At 66.6% G+C, this 16,674-nt stretch carries 13 protein-coding genes, 2 tRNA genes and 1 pseudogene; 9 read left to right on the top strand and 7 right to left on the bottom strand.

The window, feature by feature from the left end:
• Positions 1-108 precede the first annotated feature (108 nt).
• On the bottom strand, positions 109-1,545 hold the full coding sequence (locus ACLQ3I_RS21090; protein WP_425804424.1) for a cation:dicarboxylate symporter family transporter: 1,437 nt from the start codon (positions 1,543-1,545) through the stop codon (positions 109-111).
• A 143-nt stretch (positions 1,546-1,688) separates the two neighbouring features.
• Here ACLQ3I_RS21090 and ACLQ3I_RS21085 point away from each other — a divergent pair, with 143 nt between their 5' ends.
• Both ACLQ3I_RS21085 and ACLQ3I_RS21080 read left to right on the top strand, forming a co-directional pair.
• The gene (locus tag ACLQ3I_RS21085) at positions 1,689-3,296 is read left to right on the top strand and encodes a sensor histidine kinase (RefSeq protein ID WP_425804421.1); all 1,608 of its coding nucleotides are present in this window, start codon (positions 1,689-1,691) and stop codon (positions 3,294-3,296) included.
• Positions 3,293-3,988 carry a response regulator gene (locus tag ACLQ3I_RS21080; protein ID WP_425793585.1) on the top strand — a complete coding sequence of 232 codons (696 nt, stop codon included), beginning with the start codon at positions 3,293-3,295 and terminating at the stop codon, positions 3,986-3,988. Before ACLQ3I_RS21085 ends, ACLQ3I_RS21080 begins: the two co-directional genes overlap by 4 nt.
• A gap of 42 nt (positions 3,989-4,030) precedes the next feature.
• Here the strand turns inward: ACLQ3I_RS21080 and pepN are convergent, their stop codons facing one another.
• A complete protein-coding gene (pepN, locus tag ACLQ3I_RS21075) occupies positions 4,031-6,616 on the bottom strand; it encodes an aminopeptidase N (protein ID WP_425793586.1) in 2,586 nt (861 codons plus the stop codon).
• Between the two features lie 122 nt (positions 6,617-6,738).
• On the opposite strand from pepN, the gene ACLQ3I_RS21070 reads away from it, so the two are divergent.
• On the top strand, positions 6,739-7,371 hold the full coding sequence (locus ACLQ3I_RS21070; RefSeq protein WP_425793587.1) for a DsbA family protein: 633 nt from the start codon (positions 6,739-6,741) through the stop codon (positions 7,369-7,371).
• Positions 7,372-7,405: 34 nt separating this feature from the next.
• Here the strand turns inward: ACLQ3I_RS21070 and ACLQ3I_RS21065 are convergent, their stop codons facing one another.
• Positions 7,406-8,434, bottom strand: coding sequence for a M48 family metallopeptidase (locus ACLQ3I_RS21065; protein ID WP_425793588.1), 1,029 nt, complete (start codon positions 8,432-8,434; stop codon positions 7,406-7,408).
• Between the two features lie 22 nt (positions 8,435-8,456).
• Between ACLQ3I_RS21065 and ACLQ3I_RS21060 the strand changes: the two genes are divergently transcribed.
• Complete coding sequence (locus tag ACLQ3I_RS21060) at positions 8,457-8,933, top strand: ribose-5-phosphate isomerase (RefSeq protein ID WP_425804418.1); 477 nt, start codon at positions 8,457-8,459, stop codon at positions 8,931-8,933.
• A gap of 29 nt (positions 8,934-8,962) precedes the next feature.
• Positions 8,963-9,781, top strand: a complete 819-nt coding sequence (locus ACLQ3I_RS21055) for an Fpg/Nei family DNA glycosylase (protein WP_425793591.1) — start codon at positions 8,963-8,965, stop codon at positions 9,779-9,781.
• 7 nt (positions 9,782-9,788) lie between these two features.
• On the opposite strand, the gene ACLQ3I_RS21050 is transcribed toward ACLQ3I_RS21055, so the two are convergent.
• Positions 9,789-9,923 carry a hypothetical protein gene (locus ACLQ3I_RS21050; RefSeq protein WP_425793593.1) on the bottom strand — a complete coding sequence of 45 codons (135 nt, stop codon included), beginning with the start codon at positions 9,921-9,923 and terminating at the stop codon, positions 9,789-9,791.
• Positions 9,924-10,088: 165 nt separating this feature from the next.
• Between ACLQ3I_RS21050 and ACLQ3I_RS21045 the strand changes: the two genes are divergently transcribed.
• Both ACLQ3I_RS21045 and ACLQ3I_RS21040 read left to right on the top strand, forming a co-directional pair.
• Positions 10,089-11,024 carry a PE-PPE domain-containing protein gene (locus ACLQ3I_RS21045; RefSeq protein WP_425793594.1) on the top strand — a complete coding sequence of 312 codons (936 nt, stop codon included), beginning with the start codon at positions 10,089-10,091 and terminating at the stop codon, positions 11,022-11,024.
• 104 nt (positions 11,025-11,128) lie between these two features.
• Positions 11,129-11,718 (top strand): annotated as a pseudogene (locus ACLQ3I_RS21040) (Si-specific NAD(P)(+) transhydrogenase); the annotation flags it as partial.
• A gap of 213 nt (positions 11,719-11,931) precedes the next feature.
• Here the strand turns inward: ACLQ3I_RS21040 and ACLQ3I_RS21035 are convergent.
• The 3 genes from ACLQ3I_RS21035 to ACLQ3I_RS21025 form a co-directional block, all read right to left on the bottom strand.
• Positions 11,932-12,639, bottom strand: coding sequence for a L,D-transpeptidase (locus ACLQ3I_RS21035; protein WP_425793595.1), 708 nt, complete (start codon positions 12,637-12,639; stop codon positions 11,932-11,934).
• Between the two features lie 298 nt (positions 12,640-12,937).
• Entirely contained in the window at positions 12,938-14,116 is a 1,179-nt protein-coding gene (locus ACLQ3I_RS21030) for a lipase family protein (RefSeq protein ID WP_425793991.1), read from the bottom strand.
• Positions 14,117-14,689: 573 nt separating this feature from the next.
• A tRNA-Gly gene (locus tag ACLQ3I_RS21025) sits at positions 14,690-14,763 on the bottom strand.
• A 215-nt stretch (positions 14,764-14,978) separates the two neighbouring features.
• Between ACLQ3I_RS21025 and ACLQ3I_RS21020 the strand changes: the two genes are divergently transcribed.
• Positions 14,979-15,052: transfer RNA gene (locus tag ACLQ3I_RS21020), tRNA-Pro, on the top strand.
• Positions 15,053-15,116: 64 nt separating this feature from the next.
• A complete protein-coding gene (gene tig, locus ACLQ3I_RS21015; protein ID WP_425804415.1) occupies positions 15,117-16,487 on the top strand; it encodes a trigger factor in 1,371 nt (456 codons plus the stop codon).
• Positions 16,488-16,674: the final 187 nt, after the last annotated feature.

The following is a 16,674-nucleotide window of genomic DNA, read 5'->3' as shown; positions in this document are numbered from 1 at the left end:
CCCGTGTTTTCTCAAACCGCCCCCCCCCCCCCCCCCCCCCACCCCCCCGGGGGCCCCCGCCCCCGGGGGGGCCCCCCCCCGCCTCGTTTTCCCTGTGGAGGTCCGTGGTCAGTGGTCCGTCAGTGCGCGATCCGATCGTGCCGATGTCCGCTCCTCGTCGTCGCCCGAGCGACGGTCCACCGGTTCGTCGTCGACCATGTCGGACTCGTTGAACGGTGCACCTCCGCTGAGGACGGTGTCGACCCTGGCCTTGTCGACGGTCCCCGTCCACGAGCCGACCAGCAGCGTCGCGACCGCGTTGCCGGAGAAGTTGGTCACCGCGCGGGCCTCGGACATGAACCGGTCGATCCCGACGATGAGTCCCACGCCGTCGAGCATCTCGGGTCGATGGGCCTGCAAACCGCCGGCCAGGGTGGCCAACCCTGCACCGCTGACGCCGGCCGCGCCCTTCGACGCGATGATCATGAAGGCCAGCAGACCGATCTGTTCGCCGATCGACAGCGGGTCACCCATGGCATCGGCGATGAAGATCGAGGCCATCGTGAGATAGATGGCCGTGCCGTCGAGATTGAACGAATATCCGGTGGGTACCACCACACCCACGGTGGCCTTCTCCACGCCAAGGTGCTCCATCTTCGCGATCAGGCGCGGGAGGGCGGACTCCGACGACGAAGTGGCGAAGATCAACAGGTACTCACGGGCCAGGTAGCGGACCAGTCGGAAGATGGACACGCTCGCGACGGTCCGCAGCAGGACGCCGAGGACACCGAACACGAACAGCACGCAGGTGATGTAGAACGCCAGCATCAGGATCAGCAGTTGCTGGACCGCGGCCCACCCCGTCTGGCCGACGACGTTGGCGATCGCACCGAACGCGCCGATCGGTGCCACCCACAGGATCATCGACAAGACCTTGAAGACGAGCTTCTGGAAGTACGACACCGCGGTCAGGATCGGCTCGCCGGTGCGGCCCATGGCCTGGATGGCGAATCCCACGAGCAGAGCGACGAACAGCGCCTGCAACACATTGCCCTCGGTCAGCGCGGACACCATCGAGGTGGGGATGATGCCCTCGACGAAGTCGAGGGTTCCACCGGATTCGTGTGCCTCCGTTGCCAGTTCGGCGCCCTTACCCGCGGTCGTCGTGATGTTGAGACCCTCGCCGGGCTTGATCAGGTTGCCGACGACGAGGCCGATCGCCAGCGCGACGGTCGACATCACCAGGAAATACCCGAATGCCAGTCCGCCGACCTTGCCGACGGTCGCTGCCTTCCGCACCGACCCGATGCCGAGGACGATGGTGCAGAAGATCACCGGCGCGATCATCATCTTGATCAGGCTCACGAACATGGTGCCCAAGAACGCGAGGTCCTTGCCGGCCTGCGGTGCGACGAGCCCGACGACGACGCCGGCCACGACCGCGACGATCACCGCGATGTAGAGCCAATGCGTGCGATCGCGCTTCTTGAGCGCCGGCCCGTCAGTGGTGGACACCGGGGGAGCGGGCTCGTCGCCCGGCTCGTTAGGTCGTGAACGCAGATTCATCGGATTCCTCTCGTCGTCGCCGCGTCATGGACCGCGCGGTCACCGTCCGTGTATGGATTGTGGGATGAATGCGTGACACGGGTCACGATTGAGTTCGTTTCGTTCACCGGACGAAACCGACGAATCCCGGGCGGAGGTGGCCGATGTATCGAGCAATTCCCCGGACTCTCGCTGGTCAGGCGGTTGCCTGGCTGCTGATGCTGGTCGCCGTCATCGTCGTCGCCGGTAGCGTGCTCGCGGCGGTCGATGCCCGCGTCGATGGTGATCGCGCCGCCCGGGACGAGGTGACGGCGATCGCGGTCAGTCTCGCCGACTCACCGTCGACGTCGCGCGCACTGATGTCGCCTGACCCCGCAGCGACGCTGCAACCGGTGACCGAACAGGTGCGGAAGGCGACGGACATCGCCTTCATCACGATCATGGGGACAGACCGCACCCGCTACACGCACACCAATCCCGCGCTCATCGGTCAGAAGTACATCGGCTCCACGACCGAGGCGCTCCGGGGCGAGGTCCACACCGAGACCTACACCGGCACGCTCGGACCGTCGGTCCGGACGGTCGCGCCGGTTCGTGCCCCCGACGGGCGGATCGTCGGGCTGGTCGCAGCGGGGATCACCCAGCAGTCGCTCACCGCGGCGTGGCTTGCGCAACTGCCGCTGATCGCCGCGATCGCGCTCGCGGCGCTCGTGACGGCCGGGTTGGGTCTCTGGCTGATCCGTCGCAGACTCCTCCGGCAGACCGGTGGGCTGGCACCGTCCGAACTCCGGCTCATGTACGAGCACCACGACGCGGTGCTCCATGCCGTTCGGGAAGGGCTGGTGGTGACCGAGCACGGCCACCCCGCACTCGTCAACGACGAGGCTCGGCGGCTGCTGGGCGGCGGGCACAACGGCGAGGTCGACCTGCCGGCATTCCTCGTCACGGGCGACGAACCGTTGGTCGATGTGCTCTACGCCGAACGGGGCCGGACACTGATGGTCAGCCGGTCGCCGGTGCCGACCGACGCCACCTCCGCGGTCGTCACGATCCGGGACCGCACCGAATTGGCCGAGGCCATGGGCGAACTCGACTCGATGACCAGGTTCGCCGAGGCACTGCGGTCGCAGCTGCACGAATCCGCGAATCGCTTGCACACTGTGGTTGCGATGATCGAGACGGGCCGCAGCGAGGAGGCCGCGCTGATGGCGACGACCGAGATGCAGTTGTCGCAACAATTGATCGATCGGATGACCGAAGCGGTCGCGGAGCCGGCATTGGCTGCTCTGCTGCTGGGGAAGTCGGCAGAGGCCGCCGAGCGCGGTATCTCGTTGACGCTCACGGAGGATTCGCAGTTCGGTGACGATGCGACGGAACTGCTGACCGTCGGTGAGATGATCACCGTCGTGGGCAACCTCATCGACAACGCGATCGACGCGTGTGATCCCGCCGACCCCTGGGTGGAGGTGACGGTCGTCGGGGACCCCGAGCATCTCGAGGTCGTCGTCGCCGACAGCGGACCCGGGATGGATCCCGGCGAGTTCGATCGTGCACAGACCCGCGGGTACTCGACCAAGGCGGGTGGCGATGCCCTCGGACGCGGGTTGGGACTGGCGCTCGTTGCCCAGGTGGTCGATCGGCATCGCGGAATCCTGCGCGCGGAGAACACCTATGCGTCGGTTGTGACGGTGATGTTGTCCGCACCCGAACGCAACTCTCGTGTCGATGTCGACGAGGTGCGCGCCGGTATCGAGGGGGACGTCGCCCGATGATCCGTGTACTGATCGTCGAGGACGAACCCCTCATCGCCGAGGCACATCGCGAATATCTTTCCCGCTTGGGCGGATTCGAGATCGTGGCGTCGGTCACGACGGCGCAGCAGGCGATGCGGGTCGCGACCGGGGCCGCGGAGACTTCGGAGCCGATCGATCTGGTCCTGCTCGATCTGGGGCTGCCCGATGCGCGTGGGGTTGACCTCGCCTCTGCGCTGTCGGGCGTGCGGCCGGGCCCGGATGTCATCGCGATCACCGCGCAACGGGACCTTGCCACCGTGCGCAGCGCGATGTCGCATGGCGTCCTGCTGTATCTCCTGAAGCCCTTCACCTTTGCCGCCTTCGGCGAGAAGATCCGGCAATACCTCAACTATCGAGGTGCCCTCACCGCCGGCAACGACGCGGTGAGTCAGCGCGACGTCGACCGTGCTCTTGCCGAACTGCGCACCTCGGATACGCGGCGGACCGCGAAGAAAGGGGCCGCCCCGGACACCGAGGACGCCGTCGGGCGTGCGGTCCGGGACAGCGACGGCGGCCGCACCGCGTCGGAGGTCGCAGCGGTGCTGGGGAGTTCGCGCGTCACCGCGTGGCGATATCTGGAACGGCTGGCCGACGACGGCACGGTCGAGCGCACCACCGAATACGGCAACACGGGTCGCCCTCAGGTCCGGTATCGCTGGCGAAGCCGATGATCGAGGCGGGGTCCGACGGCGGTGCCGCCGGACCCCGGGCACTCACTGCTGTGCGTCGAACTCCCGTGCGCGCAGCGACCGCGCGACGGTGTCACGCCCCTCGGAGATCAGTCGCTTCAGCGCCGGCGGATGATCGGCGGACAGGAATTCGTCGGCGGCGGCGATCCCCTCGGCATTGATCGCCCAGTGCGGATAGAGGCCCACGACAACCGTTTGCGCCACTTCGCTCGACCGACGAGCCCAGATGTCGGGGATCGCCTCGAAATACTTGGCCACATACGGCTGCAGCAGGTCGCCCTGGCCCGCCCGTGCGAAGCCCTCGATCATGGTTCGGGTGTAGACATTCGAGAGCGAGTCGTCCCCGACAGCCTGAGCCCAGGCGTCGGCCTTGGCCTCGGCCAGTGGTCGAGATGCCCGTGCGGCGGCCGCCTGGCGCTGACCGGTGGCCGTGTTGTCGCGTCCAGCCTCGGCGTCGATCACCGGCGAGCTCGCCGGGTCCGTGTCGATCGCGCCGGCCGAGGCCAGTGCGCGCACCAACTTCCAGCGCATGTCGGTGTCCACCACGAGACCGGCGAGTCCGTGTGACGTCGGATCGTCGCCGTCGAGCAGACCGCGGACGGCCGGGATCTGATCGTCGTTGAGCTTGCCGGCGAGCCAGGTGTTCACGAAGGCGAGCTGGTGATCGGAGCCGGGTTCGGAGCCTCGCGCGAGCTCGAGCAGTCGGGCGCTGAAACCCGGGCGGCCCGTCGCCGACACCCATGCTGGATCTGCATAGGCCTCGATTGCGCTGGTCGCCTGCATCAGGACTCGTTGCACCACACCGATCTCCGATTCGGAGGCGATCCCGCGCTGCACCAGCTCGGCGAACTCGCGGGCCGCCATCTCGGCCTGCCGGGTCATCTCCCACGCCGCCGACCACACGAGGGTGCGCGGCATCGGGTCGGCGATGTCGCCGATCCGGGCGGTCGCGGTGGCCAGTGACTCCGAGTCCAGCCGGACCGATGCGTAGGTGAGATCGTCGTCGTTGAGCAGCACGAGGGCGCCGCGGGCCACCCCGACGAGCTCGACGACGTCGGTCCGTTCACCCTCGACGTCGAGTTCGGCGCTGTGGACGCGCTCGAGGGTCCCGGAACCGTTGTCGCCGTAGACGCCGACCTTCATGCGGTGGACGCGGGTCTCACCGGCGCCTGGTTGTGCGCCGTCCTGGACGATCGTGAACCGGGTGAACTTCCCGTCGGCGTCGAGCTCGAAGTCGGGACGCATTACGTTGATACCGGTGGTCTTGAGCCACTGGGATCCCCAGTCAGACAGGTCGCGTCCGGATGACTTCTCCAGTGCGGCGAGGAGATCGGAGAACGATGCATTGCCGAACTTGTGGGCCTCGAAGTAATCGCGCAGACCGGCCAGGAAGTCCTCGAGCCCGACATAGGCGACCAGTTGCTTGAGCACCGACGCACCCTTGGCGTAGGTGATGCCGTCGAAGTTGACCTCGACGGCGGCGATGTCCGGGATGTCGGCGGCGACCGGGTGGGTGGACGGCAACTGATCCTGCCGATACGCCCAGGATTTCTCGACGTTCGCGAACGTGGTCCACGCGTTCTTGTACTCGGTGGCCTCCGACTGGGACAGGACGGACGCGAAAGTGGCGAAGGATTCGTTGAGCCACAGGTCATCCCACCACTGCATGGTGACGAGATCGCCGAACCACATGTGGGCCATCTCGTGCAGGACGGTCTCGGCGCGACGCTCGTAGAGGTACTTGGTGACCCGCGAACGGAACACGTAGTCCTCGAGGAAGGTCACCGCGCCGGCGTTCTCCATCGCGCCTGCGTTGAACTCCGGCACGAAGAGCTGATCGTACTTGCCGAAGGCATACGGGATGCCGAAGTTCTGATGGTAGAAGCCGAAGCCCTGTTTGGTCTCGGTGAACAGTCGGTCGGCGTCCATGTGTTCGGCAAGCGATGCGCGGCAATAGATCCCGAGCGGAATTGTGCCGTGGTCGTCGGTGTAGCTGTCGGTCCACTCCGCGTAGGGTCCGGCGATCAGGGCGACGAGATACGTGCTCAGCAGCGGGGTCGCCCGGAATCGGTGGAGTCCCGGCTCGGCGGCGACGGTGTTCACCACCGCGGCGTTCGAGATCACCTTCCAGTCCTCGGGTGCGGTGACCGTCAGCGTGTAGGTGGCCTTCAGGTCCGGCTGGTCGAAACAGGCGAACATGCGTTTGGCGTCGGCCGTCTCGAACTGGGAATACAGGTAGACCGAATCGTCGGTCGGGTCGACGAAGCGGTGCAGGCCCTCACCGGTGTTGGAGTACGCACAGTCGGCGACGACGGTGAGGGTGTTCTCGGCGGCCAGCGATGGGAGTGAGATGCCCACCGACTCGTCGAAGCCGGACACGTCGAGGTCGGTGCCGTTGAGGGTCGCCGAGGTGAGCGACGGTGCGACGAGGTCGATGAAGGTCTCGGCCCCCGGGGTGGCCGTGAACGTCACGGTGGTCACCGATCGGAAGGTGTCGACCCCCGGGCCTCCGTTGCCGTCGGTGAGGTCGAGGTCTATCGCATAATTGCCGACGTCGATGGTCGCGGCGCGTTCGCGGGCTTGGTCGCGGGTCAGGTTGGGAGCAGTCACAGTCGGGTCAGTCCGCCTCTCGAATCGTGGTCCGTGGGCCAGCTTAACGGGAATGAGCGTCCGGGAATCTGGTTGTAGTTTGCGAAGAGGTATACCAACGACACACGCGGAAGGTCAGGTCGATGGCAGCAGAGACACAGACAGGTCAGCAGGAACAGGATCGGGTGGACTTCTGGTTCGACCCTCTGTGCCCGTGGTGCTGGATCACCTCGCGGTGGATTCTGGAGGCCGAGAAGGTCCGGTCCATCGACGTCAACTTCCACGTCATGAGCCTGGCGGTGCTGAATGAGGGCAAGGACATCCCCGAGGATTACCGGGAAGGTCTCAAGCAGGCGTGGCGTCCGGTCCGGGTGGTCGCCGCGGCGTGGGCGCAGAAGGGTGACGAGATCCTGGCGCCGCTGTACGAAGCGATGGGTACGCGGATCCACAACAAGGGCATCAAGGACTTCGACCAGGTGATCAGCGAGTCACTGGCCGAACTCGACCTGGACCCGTCGCTGGCCGACGCTGCCGTCTCGGAGGAGTTCGACGAGTGGATCCGGACGAGCCATCACGAGGGCATGGACAAGGTCGGCGACGACGTCGGAACCCCGACCATCCATGTGAACGGAGTCGCGTTCTTCGGGCCGGTGCTCTCACGTATCCCGCGCGGCGAGACCGCGGGGACCGTGTGGGACGGCGCTGTCGCGCTCGCGTCCTACCCGCACTTCTTCGAACTGAAGCGCAGTCGCGACGAGGCCCCCGAGTTCGACTGATTCCCGGCCGGGCCGGTGCGGTGGCCGCACCGGCTCAGAGCTTGGGCGGCATCTCCAGTCCGTTGGGGAGCGTGCCCGGTGCGACGGCCGCCGGGTGCGGAGGTGGCGGAACCGGGACGACGTTACCGCTGCCGACGCCGCGCACGATGGCCTTGGGACGGAACAACATCGCTCCGGCGCGGGTGCGGTCGCGCAGCGCCGCCGCCCGCCAGGTGAGCACGGGGTGTGAGGCCAGTGCGTTCACCGCCCAGGTGAAGAATCCGCGTTCGTGGGTCGCCCGGTCGGCGAACTGGTCGAAATCCACCGCCGACAACATGTATTTGCCGGCCGACAGCACCCCCATCGCCCCGGGCACCCCTCGGGGTTTGGTGTAGTACCCGTAGTTGTCGGCGGTGTACTCCTGCGCCCGCGACAATGCCGCGCCGATCAGCGGGATGTTCATCCCCACCACGGTCGCCAGCTGCCGCCAATAGGAGGTGTGGCCCGCGGCGATGTGACCGACCTCGTGGCCGATGATGAACTCGAGCGCTTCCGGATCGCGCGCGCGACCACCCACCTCGAAGAGGTCCGAGTAGACCACCACGTACCGCCGGAAGCCGTGTCCGGAGGCGAAGGCGTTGATCATGCCATTGCCGAGCACCACATAGGCATCGGGCACGTACTCGAGTCCGTAGCGGGCGGCCGCCTCGACCACGATCCGGTAGCCCTCGGGGAATTGCGTCGGCGTCATCTGCACACCGTTCACCCGGGGTTGCGCGTAGGTCACCCCACGAATCAGCAGGAGGACCAGGGGAGCGGCCAGGAGCGCGAGGAAGTACTCGCTGAACTGGCCGAGAACCACCAGCCAGACGATCACGAGGTAACCGATGAGCGTGATCGCGACGATCAGCACGAGCATCGGGATCTCCCACGGATGCAGGCGTGGCCGCAGTGCATATTGGGCAGGCGGCAGCCAGTAGGCGCCCGGTCCGGTCTCCTCAGGCGCTGCGGTCCGGTCACGGTCGGCGTCCGCGCGCGATTCCGAGACACCGGGAACATTGGGTATCGGCGATTGTGCGTCCACCCGACCAATCTATAGTGACGCCATGCGTGTCTACCTCGGTGCCGACCATGCCGGATTCGAATTGAAGAACGCGATCGCCGAACATCTGGCGGCCAACGGCCACGAGGTCGTCGATTGCGGTGCGCTCACCTACGACGCGCAGGACGACTATCCGGCGTTCTGCATCGAGGCCGCACGTCGCACCGTGGCGGATCCGGGCAGTCTGGGAATCGTCTTGGGCGGCAGTGGAAACGGCGAGCAGATCGCCGCGAACAAGGTGCCCGGTGCCCGGTGCGCCCTGGCGTGGAGCACCGAGACCGCTCAGCTGGCGCGGCAGCACAACAACGCGCAGCTCATCGGGATCGGCGGCCGGATGCACAGCACGGCGGAGGCCCTCGCGATCGTGGATGCCTTCATCGCGACGCCGTGGTCGGATGAGGCTCGTCACCAGCGGCGGATCGACATCCTCGCCGACTACGAGCGCGCCGGCGAGGCGCCGGCCCTGCCGGGCCAGAGCTGAGGCGACCCGCTCCGGGTCGTGGGTGAGTCATGCCCGAAGGTCACACCCTCCACCGACTGGCGCGCCGGCAACAGCGTGTGTTCGGCGGGTCACCGGTTCATGTCACCAGCCCGCAGGGCCGCTTCGTCGACGGTGCCGCCGCCGTCGACGGTCTGGTGTTCGCCAAGGCGGAGGCGTGGGGTAAGCACCTCGTCCAGCATTTTCGGCCGATCGAGGGAAGGGCGCGGGCCGGACGGCGGATGATCCACGTCCATCTCGGTCTCTACGGTGCGTTCACCGAGGCTGCGGTGCCGATGGACGATCCGGTCGGTCAGGTCCGGATGCGGATCGAGGGTCCCGAGGTGGGGACGGATCTGCGCGGACCGACGGCGTGCGAACTGTTCACCCCGGCCGATCTGGATGCCCTGATCGCCCGGCTGGGCCCCGATCCGCTGCGGACCGACGCCGACCCGACACGTGCGTGGGACGCCATCGGCCGGTCGCGCCGATCGATCGGTGCGATGTTGATGGACCAGCGTGTGATCGCGGGCGTGGGGAACGTCTATCGGGCGGAGGTCTTGTTCCGCGCGGGCATCGATCCGTATCGCGAGAGTCGCCGGATCGATGCCGACGAGTTCGACGGACTGTGGGCAGATCTCGTGGCCCTGATGCGGATCGGGGTTCGCCGCGGACGTATGCACGTGGTTCGGCCCGAGAATGACCACGGGGCGCCGTCGTATGCGGCCGATCGCCCGCGCACATATGTGTATCGCCGTGCCGGGGAGCCGTGTCGCATCTGTGGGACCACGGTGCGTGTCGCCGAACTTGACGGTCGAAATCTGTACTGGTGTCCCGTCTGTCAGCGGTGAGGGTCGGTCAGCGGGATTCGGCGCGCTGCGCCATCACCAGGAGTTCGTCGCGCTGGTTGCGACTGGCGAGCGCATAGATGTCGTCGTAGAGCTTGCGCTGCGAGAAGGGCTGAAAACGGGCACGGAGACGTGCGAAGGACATGGGGAACAACTCCTGAATTTGCGGTGCTTCGTATCCCATTGTCCGTGTTACAGCCAGGTTAATCAATCTGACCTGGGGTGATGTGCCTTACGTCGGCGGGCGAATCACAGGGAACCCTCAGGCTCGGCCACGGAATTTCACACCGGGACAGCGCACGATGGGGTGATGGGCGGGTTCTCTGAGATCGGGTCACGGCTGCACCGGCAGGTGACCGTGCTTGCCGTGGGCGGCACCGGGGAGTCTTTCCACGGCGACCGTCGACGTGACGTGACCGGCATGCTGCGTGGCGTCACCGCAGGCCTCGACGATCGTTTCGACTCTCGATGGATCGGATACCCCGCCAGCTACGGCCCCGCACCGCACATCGGTGGGATCAGCTATCAGCGGAGTCTCGACATCGGTACTCGAGCGCTCCATGCGGCCCTGCGGCAGACCGAGGGGCCCATTGCCTTGATCGGTTACTCGCAAGGCGCCGTGGTGATCCGGGCGGCGCTGCACGAACTGGGCGAGGCCGGAGACCCGGTGCTCGAGCGCGTGCTGGCGGTCGGATTCGTCGCCGACCCCCATCAGCCACCCGGCGTGGTGGCGGGCTGTGCGGGATGGGGTGTCGCCGGCCCGGGACCGGCGCTGCCGGCCACGGTGCCTGCTCATTGGGTGGGTACGCCGGACGACATGATCTGCAACGCGGCAGCGGACTCCTTTCTCCGCGACGTCGCCGATCTCACGGCAGATTTCAGTGTGAGCCGAGTCCGTTCCTGGCTGACCCAGATTTGGAACATACTGCGGCACAATTCTTTCCAGAATGCCGATCGGACCTCGCCGGGGCCGGCGCAGTTTTTCCGCGACGTCGGGCGGCTCTGGTCGGCGGTCCGGGAGGTACTCGGCTACCTACCCGGGACCATCACCTGGCGCGGTCTGGTGCTCCGCAATCGCCGGGGTGGCCGGCACACGTCCTATGCCCGTGAGCCGTACCGGCGCGGATCGTGGACGGACCCCGACACCACCGGATGCGAGGCGCTCGCCGCCTGGTTGCAGGTGTGCGCGACGTTCTCGGACATCGGATGCTCGGCAGAGTGGGACGAGGTCGAGTTCGCTGCCTGAGCGCGTCGCGCCCGATCCGTCCGCGCCGAAGATTCCGCGGTGTTGAATCCCGTCGAACACTGTGCTTCTCGAGCCGTGCCGCTCCGGATCAGGGGTGAGACTTGGTCCCGTCGAAGACGCTACGTGAGGCGGTTCTCTATCTGACCGGTCTGAATCAGCGTGAGCTGTACGGGCAGTCGTACCGGTTGAAGTCGGACATCACCGTCACCGATCTGGCGGCCCGCACCATGCACGTCGTCGGCAAGGAGATCGACGTCATCCAGAGCCGACTCGCCCGGAACTCGGTTCGGATGCTGATCGGCAGCGCACATTTCGTGGATCCGCACGAAATCGCGATCGAGGACGCGACCGGCGATCTCAGCCGTGCCGGCGCCGACCATTTCGTGATCGCCGTAGGGTCCAGACCGGCGCGGCGGGCAAGTGTCGAGTTCGACGGCGTGAGCCGCCGTGCCGCCTATCACGCCTTCGACGAGCCGGTCGGCGCCACCGCCGGGATCTCCAGCCGATCGGCATCTACGCGATCCTGGAGATCAGTTTCGTCGGCAAGACCGAAGATCAGCTCACCACGGCCAACATCCCGTTCGAGGTGGGGGTCGCACGCTATCGGGACCTCGCCCGCGGCGCGATCATGGGCGATTCCTACGGTCTGCTCAAGCTCCTCGTGCACGCCGAGGACCGGACACTGCTCGGGGTGACGATGCGGGCGATCGCCCGGGTGCGGTCGGCGGGGCAGCACCTGGATCTGGAGGCGGGCCCGGCCGTCGGGGGCCAGGGGTCGGCCCGGCGCTCGGAGGCCGCGCGCCGGGCCGCCGTGGATGTCCATCGCGACGAGAAGGGCCCGGTCCGCATGGACCGGGCCCTTCCCACGTTCTTCGCGATCTGGCGGTGTACTCAGTCGCCGGTGTACTCAGTCGCCGGTGTACTTCGGACCGACGGTGCCGCGCACGACGATCGGAGTGTCACGCGGGATGGTGTTGAACACCCATTTGCCGTTCTCGGTGCTCACGTTGATGCACCCGTGGCTCGCGTTGCTGCGGCCCTGCTGCGAGACCGACCAAGGCGCCGCGTGGATGAAGATTCCGTCCCACGACATGCGGGTCGCGTACTCGACATACGTGCGGTACCCCTCGGCGGAATCGACCGGCACACCGTACGTGGACGAGTCCATGTACATGTCGCGGTACTTCTCCTTGGTGTGGTACACGCCGTTCGGGGTCGGATGATCGTTCGTCCCCATCGAGATCGGCATGGTCTTGACCTGGTTGCCGTTGTGCCACCAGGTGATCTGGTGCGAGGCATCGTCGGCGAGTGCGATCCAGCCGGTCGAGGTCTTCACCCCCGGGATGGCCGGGCCCTTGGGCTGCTCCGGCGTCGTGGGGGCCGGCTTCGGCTTCGGGGTGCTCTTCGGCGTCGACGGTGCACCCGGGATCTGCGGGGCACCGGGGACGTCCGGGATCGTCAGCGGAGGCAGCCCCGGGACCGGTGTGATGGTCGTCGGCGCGGCGCTTGCGGCAATCGGCAGGGCGAGCACGACGGCGAGCGCACCGATCACGATGGCGATCGCACGTTGTGTCAGGCCGCGACGAGCGCGACGTGAAGGCTTCGATGTCAACACGGAGAGACCTTTGCAGTTCGAGTTACTGAAGCGCTTCCCCCGGAGCGCTCAACCATCGTTACACAAACGTTGTCATCGGGCCAAAGCCGAAACGTCGAACATTCCACCAATACCGCCCGACGGACGGGGCGTTTCCGTGAACAGCGTGGTGACCGGGGCAGGTGACCAGGTCAGGGTGACAACCGTCACATCCTGGCAGGTCACCTCCGCGTCGTGCAGTTACGTGGCCGCGACCCGACGGCAACAGTTCGCGGAAGGGTGACCCGAGCGGCCCCGGGTGACCCCGCGCGACGATCGGTCAGCAGCTACTGGGAGCCGGAGCCCCGTTGAAGCGGTCGGTGAGGTACTGGAACGCGGGGAGCAGACCGATGACCGCGGCCGACAGATGATCGGGCGACGGCGTCAGCAGTCGCTGGACGCGAGCGCCGGCCCGGCAGTACCGGTTGATCGTGTAGTCGATCGATGACACGGGGATGAGGACATCGGTCGGGCTGTGCCATTCGAAGATGGGAACGCGCGGGATTCCGGGATAGAGCGACAGGCTGTTCTCCTCGACGACCCGGCGCGCGTCCTTGTTGTCGAAGATCGCGCGGCCGCCGATGGTCACCTGCTGGGCGTCGTGCCCGGCGCCGAGGCGCAGGATGTCGTTTGTGCAGGCGTTGCGCATGCCCTGATACATCTGCCTGCCGAGCGGCGACAGGTACTTCATCATCGGGATCTGATCGGGATACTCCCGCGCGACGCCGATGGCTGCGGCGAACGCCAGGCCGAAAGCCGGATGCGGGTTGTTGTAGCCCAGCCCCTCGGCCATCTTGATCAGGTTCATCGGCACGCCACCATAGGCGGCACCGACGATGTTCAGGTCGGGCGCGTACTTCGGTGCGAGGGCGGCCGCCCACGCGGTGGCCATCCCGCCACCGGAGTAGCCGGCCATGCCGACCCGGCTCTTGGCCACCTGCGCGGGTCCGAATCGTTGCACCGCGCGGATGCCGTCCAAGGTGATCTGGCCGCCGAGTTTGGCCGCCCCGTAAGCACTGCGCGGTCCGAGGTGGTCGGGAATGGCGATGGTCCAGCCACGCTGCAGGGCCACGTTCAGAGCCGGGGCCTCCCGGATCGCGAGATTAGGGTCCTGGGTCCAGAGTGCTTGCGACGGTGCGCATTCGAGGCCGGTCGCATTGATGATGTGCTGGAACGACAGGAGCGGTCCATTGACGCGCTTCTTGGTGGGCACCAGCAGGGTGGTCACGGCCGAGATCGGCTTGCCCTGGCTGTCCGAGGAACGGAACTTGATCTGATAGGTCCGGACGTCGAAGAACGCAGGCGGATTGGGTCGCCCGCGCACCGAGATGACGTCACCCGGCGCATACTTCCCGATGTTCTTCGGGATCGAGTAGAAGCTGTCGGGCAGCGGTGTCGGCATCGCGACGTCGTCGGCGGCCGCGGTCGGAGTGCCGGCGATGATGCCGCCGGCGATCATCGACAGCGCCGCCGCGGCGGCGACGAGTCTGCGTCGAATGGCCGTCGTCCGGCGTGGTGGCCGCGGCGTCGTGTGCGTTCGGTGGTCGGGCAAGAGCATGTGTCCCCCAGGGCTGAATTCCAGGATCGGCTGTCCTTCGACGTCCCCCGACCCCCACGGTGGTGTCCGTCGTTCGTCCTAATGGTGCGACACATGAGTGATGAATGCCAACGCGCGTTGAGATATTTGGTTCGGACGGATGGTTGGTTGGCATGCCGAGAGCCGGCGACGCCGGCGCTGGTGCGATCGGGTCGTCAGGCCGGCTGCGGGTGTTCGGTCCGCAGGTGACGAGCCGGTTCGGAACAGGACTCATCACGGCATACGAGCATCACGTCGACCCGTCCCGGGCCGGAGTCGGAATGCGTGACGTCCTTGCGGACATACAGATGTGCACCGCAACTCGGGCACTTGCGTGGGCTCTTCGAATGGCTGGATGACATGGCCCAACCCTACGCCGGATGTGGCCTATATCACAGCACGAGGAACGGTCTCGAGCAGGCCCGAAAGCGTGCGGGATCGCCGTTTCGGTTCGTGTGGAGCGGGTGACGGGAATCGAACCCGCGTAGCTAGTTTGGAAGACTAGGGCTCTACCATTGAGCTACACCCGCGTGCCGCGCCACCTGTGGGATCACCACCGGCGTCGCGTGCGCACCAGACTGTACCCGGTGCGGTCGGCGATCTCGAAATCGCCTCGCGGGTTCCTCATCCGCCCGGGTCGGAGTGCACCCGTTTAGGTCGTCGGCAGGCCGCCACGTACTATCTTCTGTTGGCCCTGCTCTGCGTTCTCACCGGTCTCCGGTACGTGCCGCGACGAGGGGTCGACCGGGATGTGGCGCAGCTTGGTAGCGCATCCGCTTTGGGAGCGGAGGGTCGCAGGTTCAAATCCTGTCATCCCGACTCAGGTGAACGACCTCGAGACTTGTCATTACCCGACGCAGAAATGCAGATGTTAGGAGCAGGCGTGAAGAGCACCGTCGAGCAGCTGAGCCCGACCCGAGTGAAGCTCAATGTCGAAGTCCCATTCGAGGAGTTGTCCGGGGAGTTCGACCGGGCCTACAAGTCTCTGGCCCAGCAGATCCGCATCCCGGGCTTCCGTCCGGGTAAAGCGCCCGCCAAGCTGATCGAGGCCCGGGTCGGTCGCGATTCGATCCTCGCCCAGGTGGTCAACGACGCGCTCCCGACGAAGTACTCGCAGGCCGTCGAGGAGACCGACACGAAGGCCATCGGACAGCCCGAGATCGACCTTGCCGAGCTCGTCTACGGCGATCCGGTCACCTTCACCGCCGAGGTCGACGTCCGTCCGGACGTCGAGCTGCCGGACTACTCGACACTGGCCGTCGAGGTCGACGCCATCGAGGTCGACGACGCCGAGGTCGAGGAGCAGGTCGAGGGACTGCGAGCCCGATTCGGCACGCTGAAGGGCGTCGACCGTGGCGCCGAGAACGGTGACTTCGTCTCGATCGACCTGGCCGCCACTGTCGACGGCGAGGCCGTCGAGGAGGCCTCGACCGAGGGTCTGTCGCACGAGGTCGGCTCCGGTCAGCTGATCGAGGGCCTCGACGACGCTCTGGTCGGGATGAAGACCGGCGAGAACAAGGAGTTCACCACCAAGCTCGTCGCCGGCGACCATTCCGGTGAGGACGCCCAGGTGACCGTGACCGTGAACTCGGTCAAGGAGCGTGAGCTCCCCGAGCTCGACGACGAGTTCGCCCAGATGGCCAGCGAGTTCGACACCGTCGCCGAACTGCGCGACAGCCTCGTCGAGCGCGTCGAGCAGTCGAAGAAGCTCGAGCAGGCCAACGCGATCCGCGACAAGGTTCTCGAGGACCTGCTCGAGAAGGTCGAGATCCCGCTGCCGGAGAAGGTCGTCGCCGACGAGATCGAGGGCCAGCAGCATCAGGTGATCCACGCACTCGGTCACGATGACGAGCAGGTCGCCAAGTTCCTTGAGGCGCAGGGCAAGACGCGCGAGGAGTGGGACAACGAAGCCCGCGAAGAGGCCGAGAAGTCGGTCAAGACGCAGTTGCTGCTCGATGCCATCGCCGAGCAGCAGGACACCGACGTCTCGCAGGACGAGCTGACCCAGCAGATCCTGTTCCAGGCCCAGCGTTACGGGATGCAGCCGCAGGAGTTCATCCAGCAGCTGCAGAACGCCGGCCAGGTCGGCGCGGTCTACGCCGATGTCCGGCGGGGCAAGGCGCTCGCCGGGATCGTCTCGGACGTGACGGTGACCGACAGCAAGGGCGCGGCCGTGGACACCGACGAGTTCTTCGGCAAGCCCGGGGAAGCAGCCGACGACGACGCAGCCGACGACGACAGCGCGGAGAACTGAGTATCCACACGTAGATGCACGAACAGCCGGAGCCGGGTCATCACCCGTCGCCGGCTGTTCTGCTCTCAGCGAAGAGCGGTGTCATCGGGACTGTCCGTCCGGCCGCATTGGTTAGTGTCGATGAGGACGTCGAGATGGCCACCGGGCCGACCCCGGGCATCGCACAGACGAAGGTAGACCCCTAATC

This window comes from Gordonia sp. DT101 (assembly GCF_049844895.1).
Classification (GTDB): Bacteria; Actinomycetota; Actinomycetes; order Mycobacteriales; family Mycobacteriaceae; genus Gordonia.
This window is presented reverse-complemented; position numbering and strand designations above follow the sequence as displayed.

What these genes read in the sequence shown, in the direction of transcription:
- ACLQ3I_RS21090 (WP_425804424.1), bottom strand. Translation starts at nt 1,545, where the DNA reads ATGAATCTGCGTTCACGACCTAACGAGCCGGGCGACGAGCCCGCTCCC.
- ACLQ3I_RS21085 (WP_425804421.1), top strand. Translation starts at nt 1,689, where the DNA reads ATGTATCGAGCAATTCCCCGGACTCTCGCTGGTCAGGCGGTTGCCTGG.
- ACLQ3I_RS21080 (WP_425793585.1), top strand. Translation starts at nt 3,293, where the DNA reads ATGATCCGTGTACTGATCGTCGAGGACGAACCCCTCATCGCCGAGGCA.
- ACLQ3I_RS21070 (WP_425793587.1), top strand. Translation starts at nt 6,739, where the DNA reads ATGGCAGCAGAGACACAGACAGGTCAGCAGGAACAGGATCGGGTGGAC.
- ACLQ3I_RS21060 (WP_425804418.1), top strand. Translation starts at nt 8,457, where the DNA reads ATGCGTGTCTACCTCGGTGCCGACCATGCCGGATTCGAATTGAAGAAC.
- ACLQ3I_RS21055 (WP_425793591.1), top strand. Translation starts at nt 8,963, where the DNA reads ATGCCCGAAGGTCACACCCTCCACCGACTGGCGCGCCGGCAACAGCGT.
- ACLQ3I_RS21050 (WP_425793593.1), bottom strand. Translation starts at nt 9,923, where the DNA reads ATGTCCTTCGCACGTCTCCGTGCCCGTTTTCAGCCCTTCTCGCAGCGC.
- ACLQ3I_RS21045 (WP_425793594.1), top strand. Translation starts at nt 10,089, where the DNA reads ATGGGCGGGTTCTCTGAGATCGGGTCACGGCTGCACCGGCAGGTGACC.
- ACLQ3I_RS21030 (WP_425793991.1), bottom strand. Translation starts at nt 14,116, where the DNA reads ATGATCGCCGGCGGCATCATCGCCGGCACTCCGACCGCGGCCGCCGAC.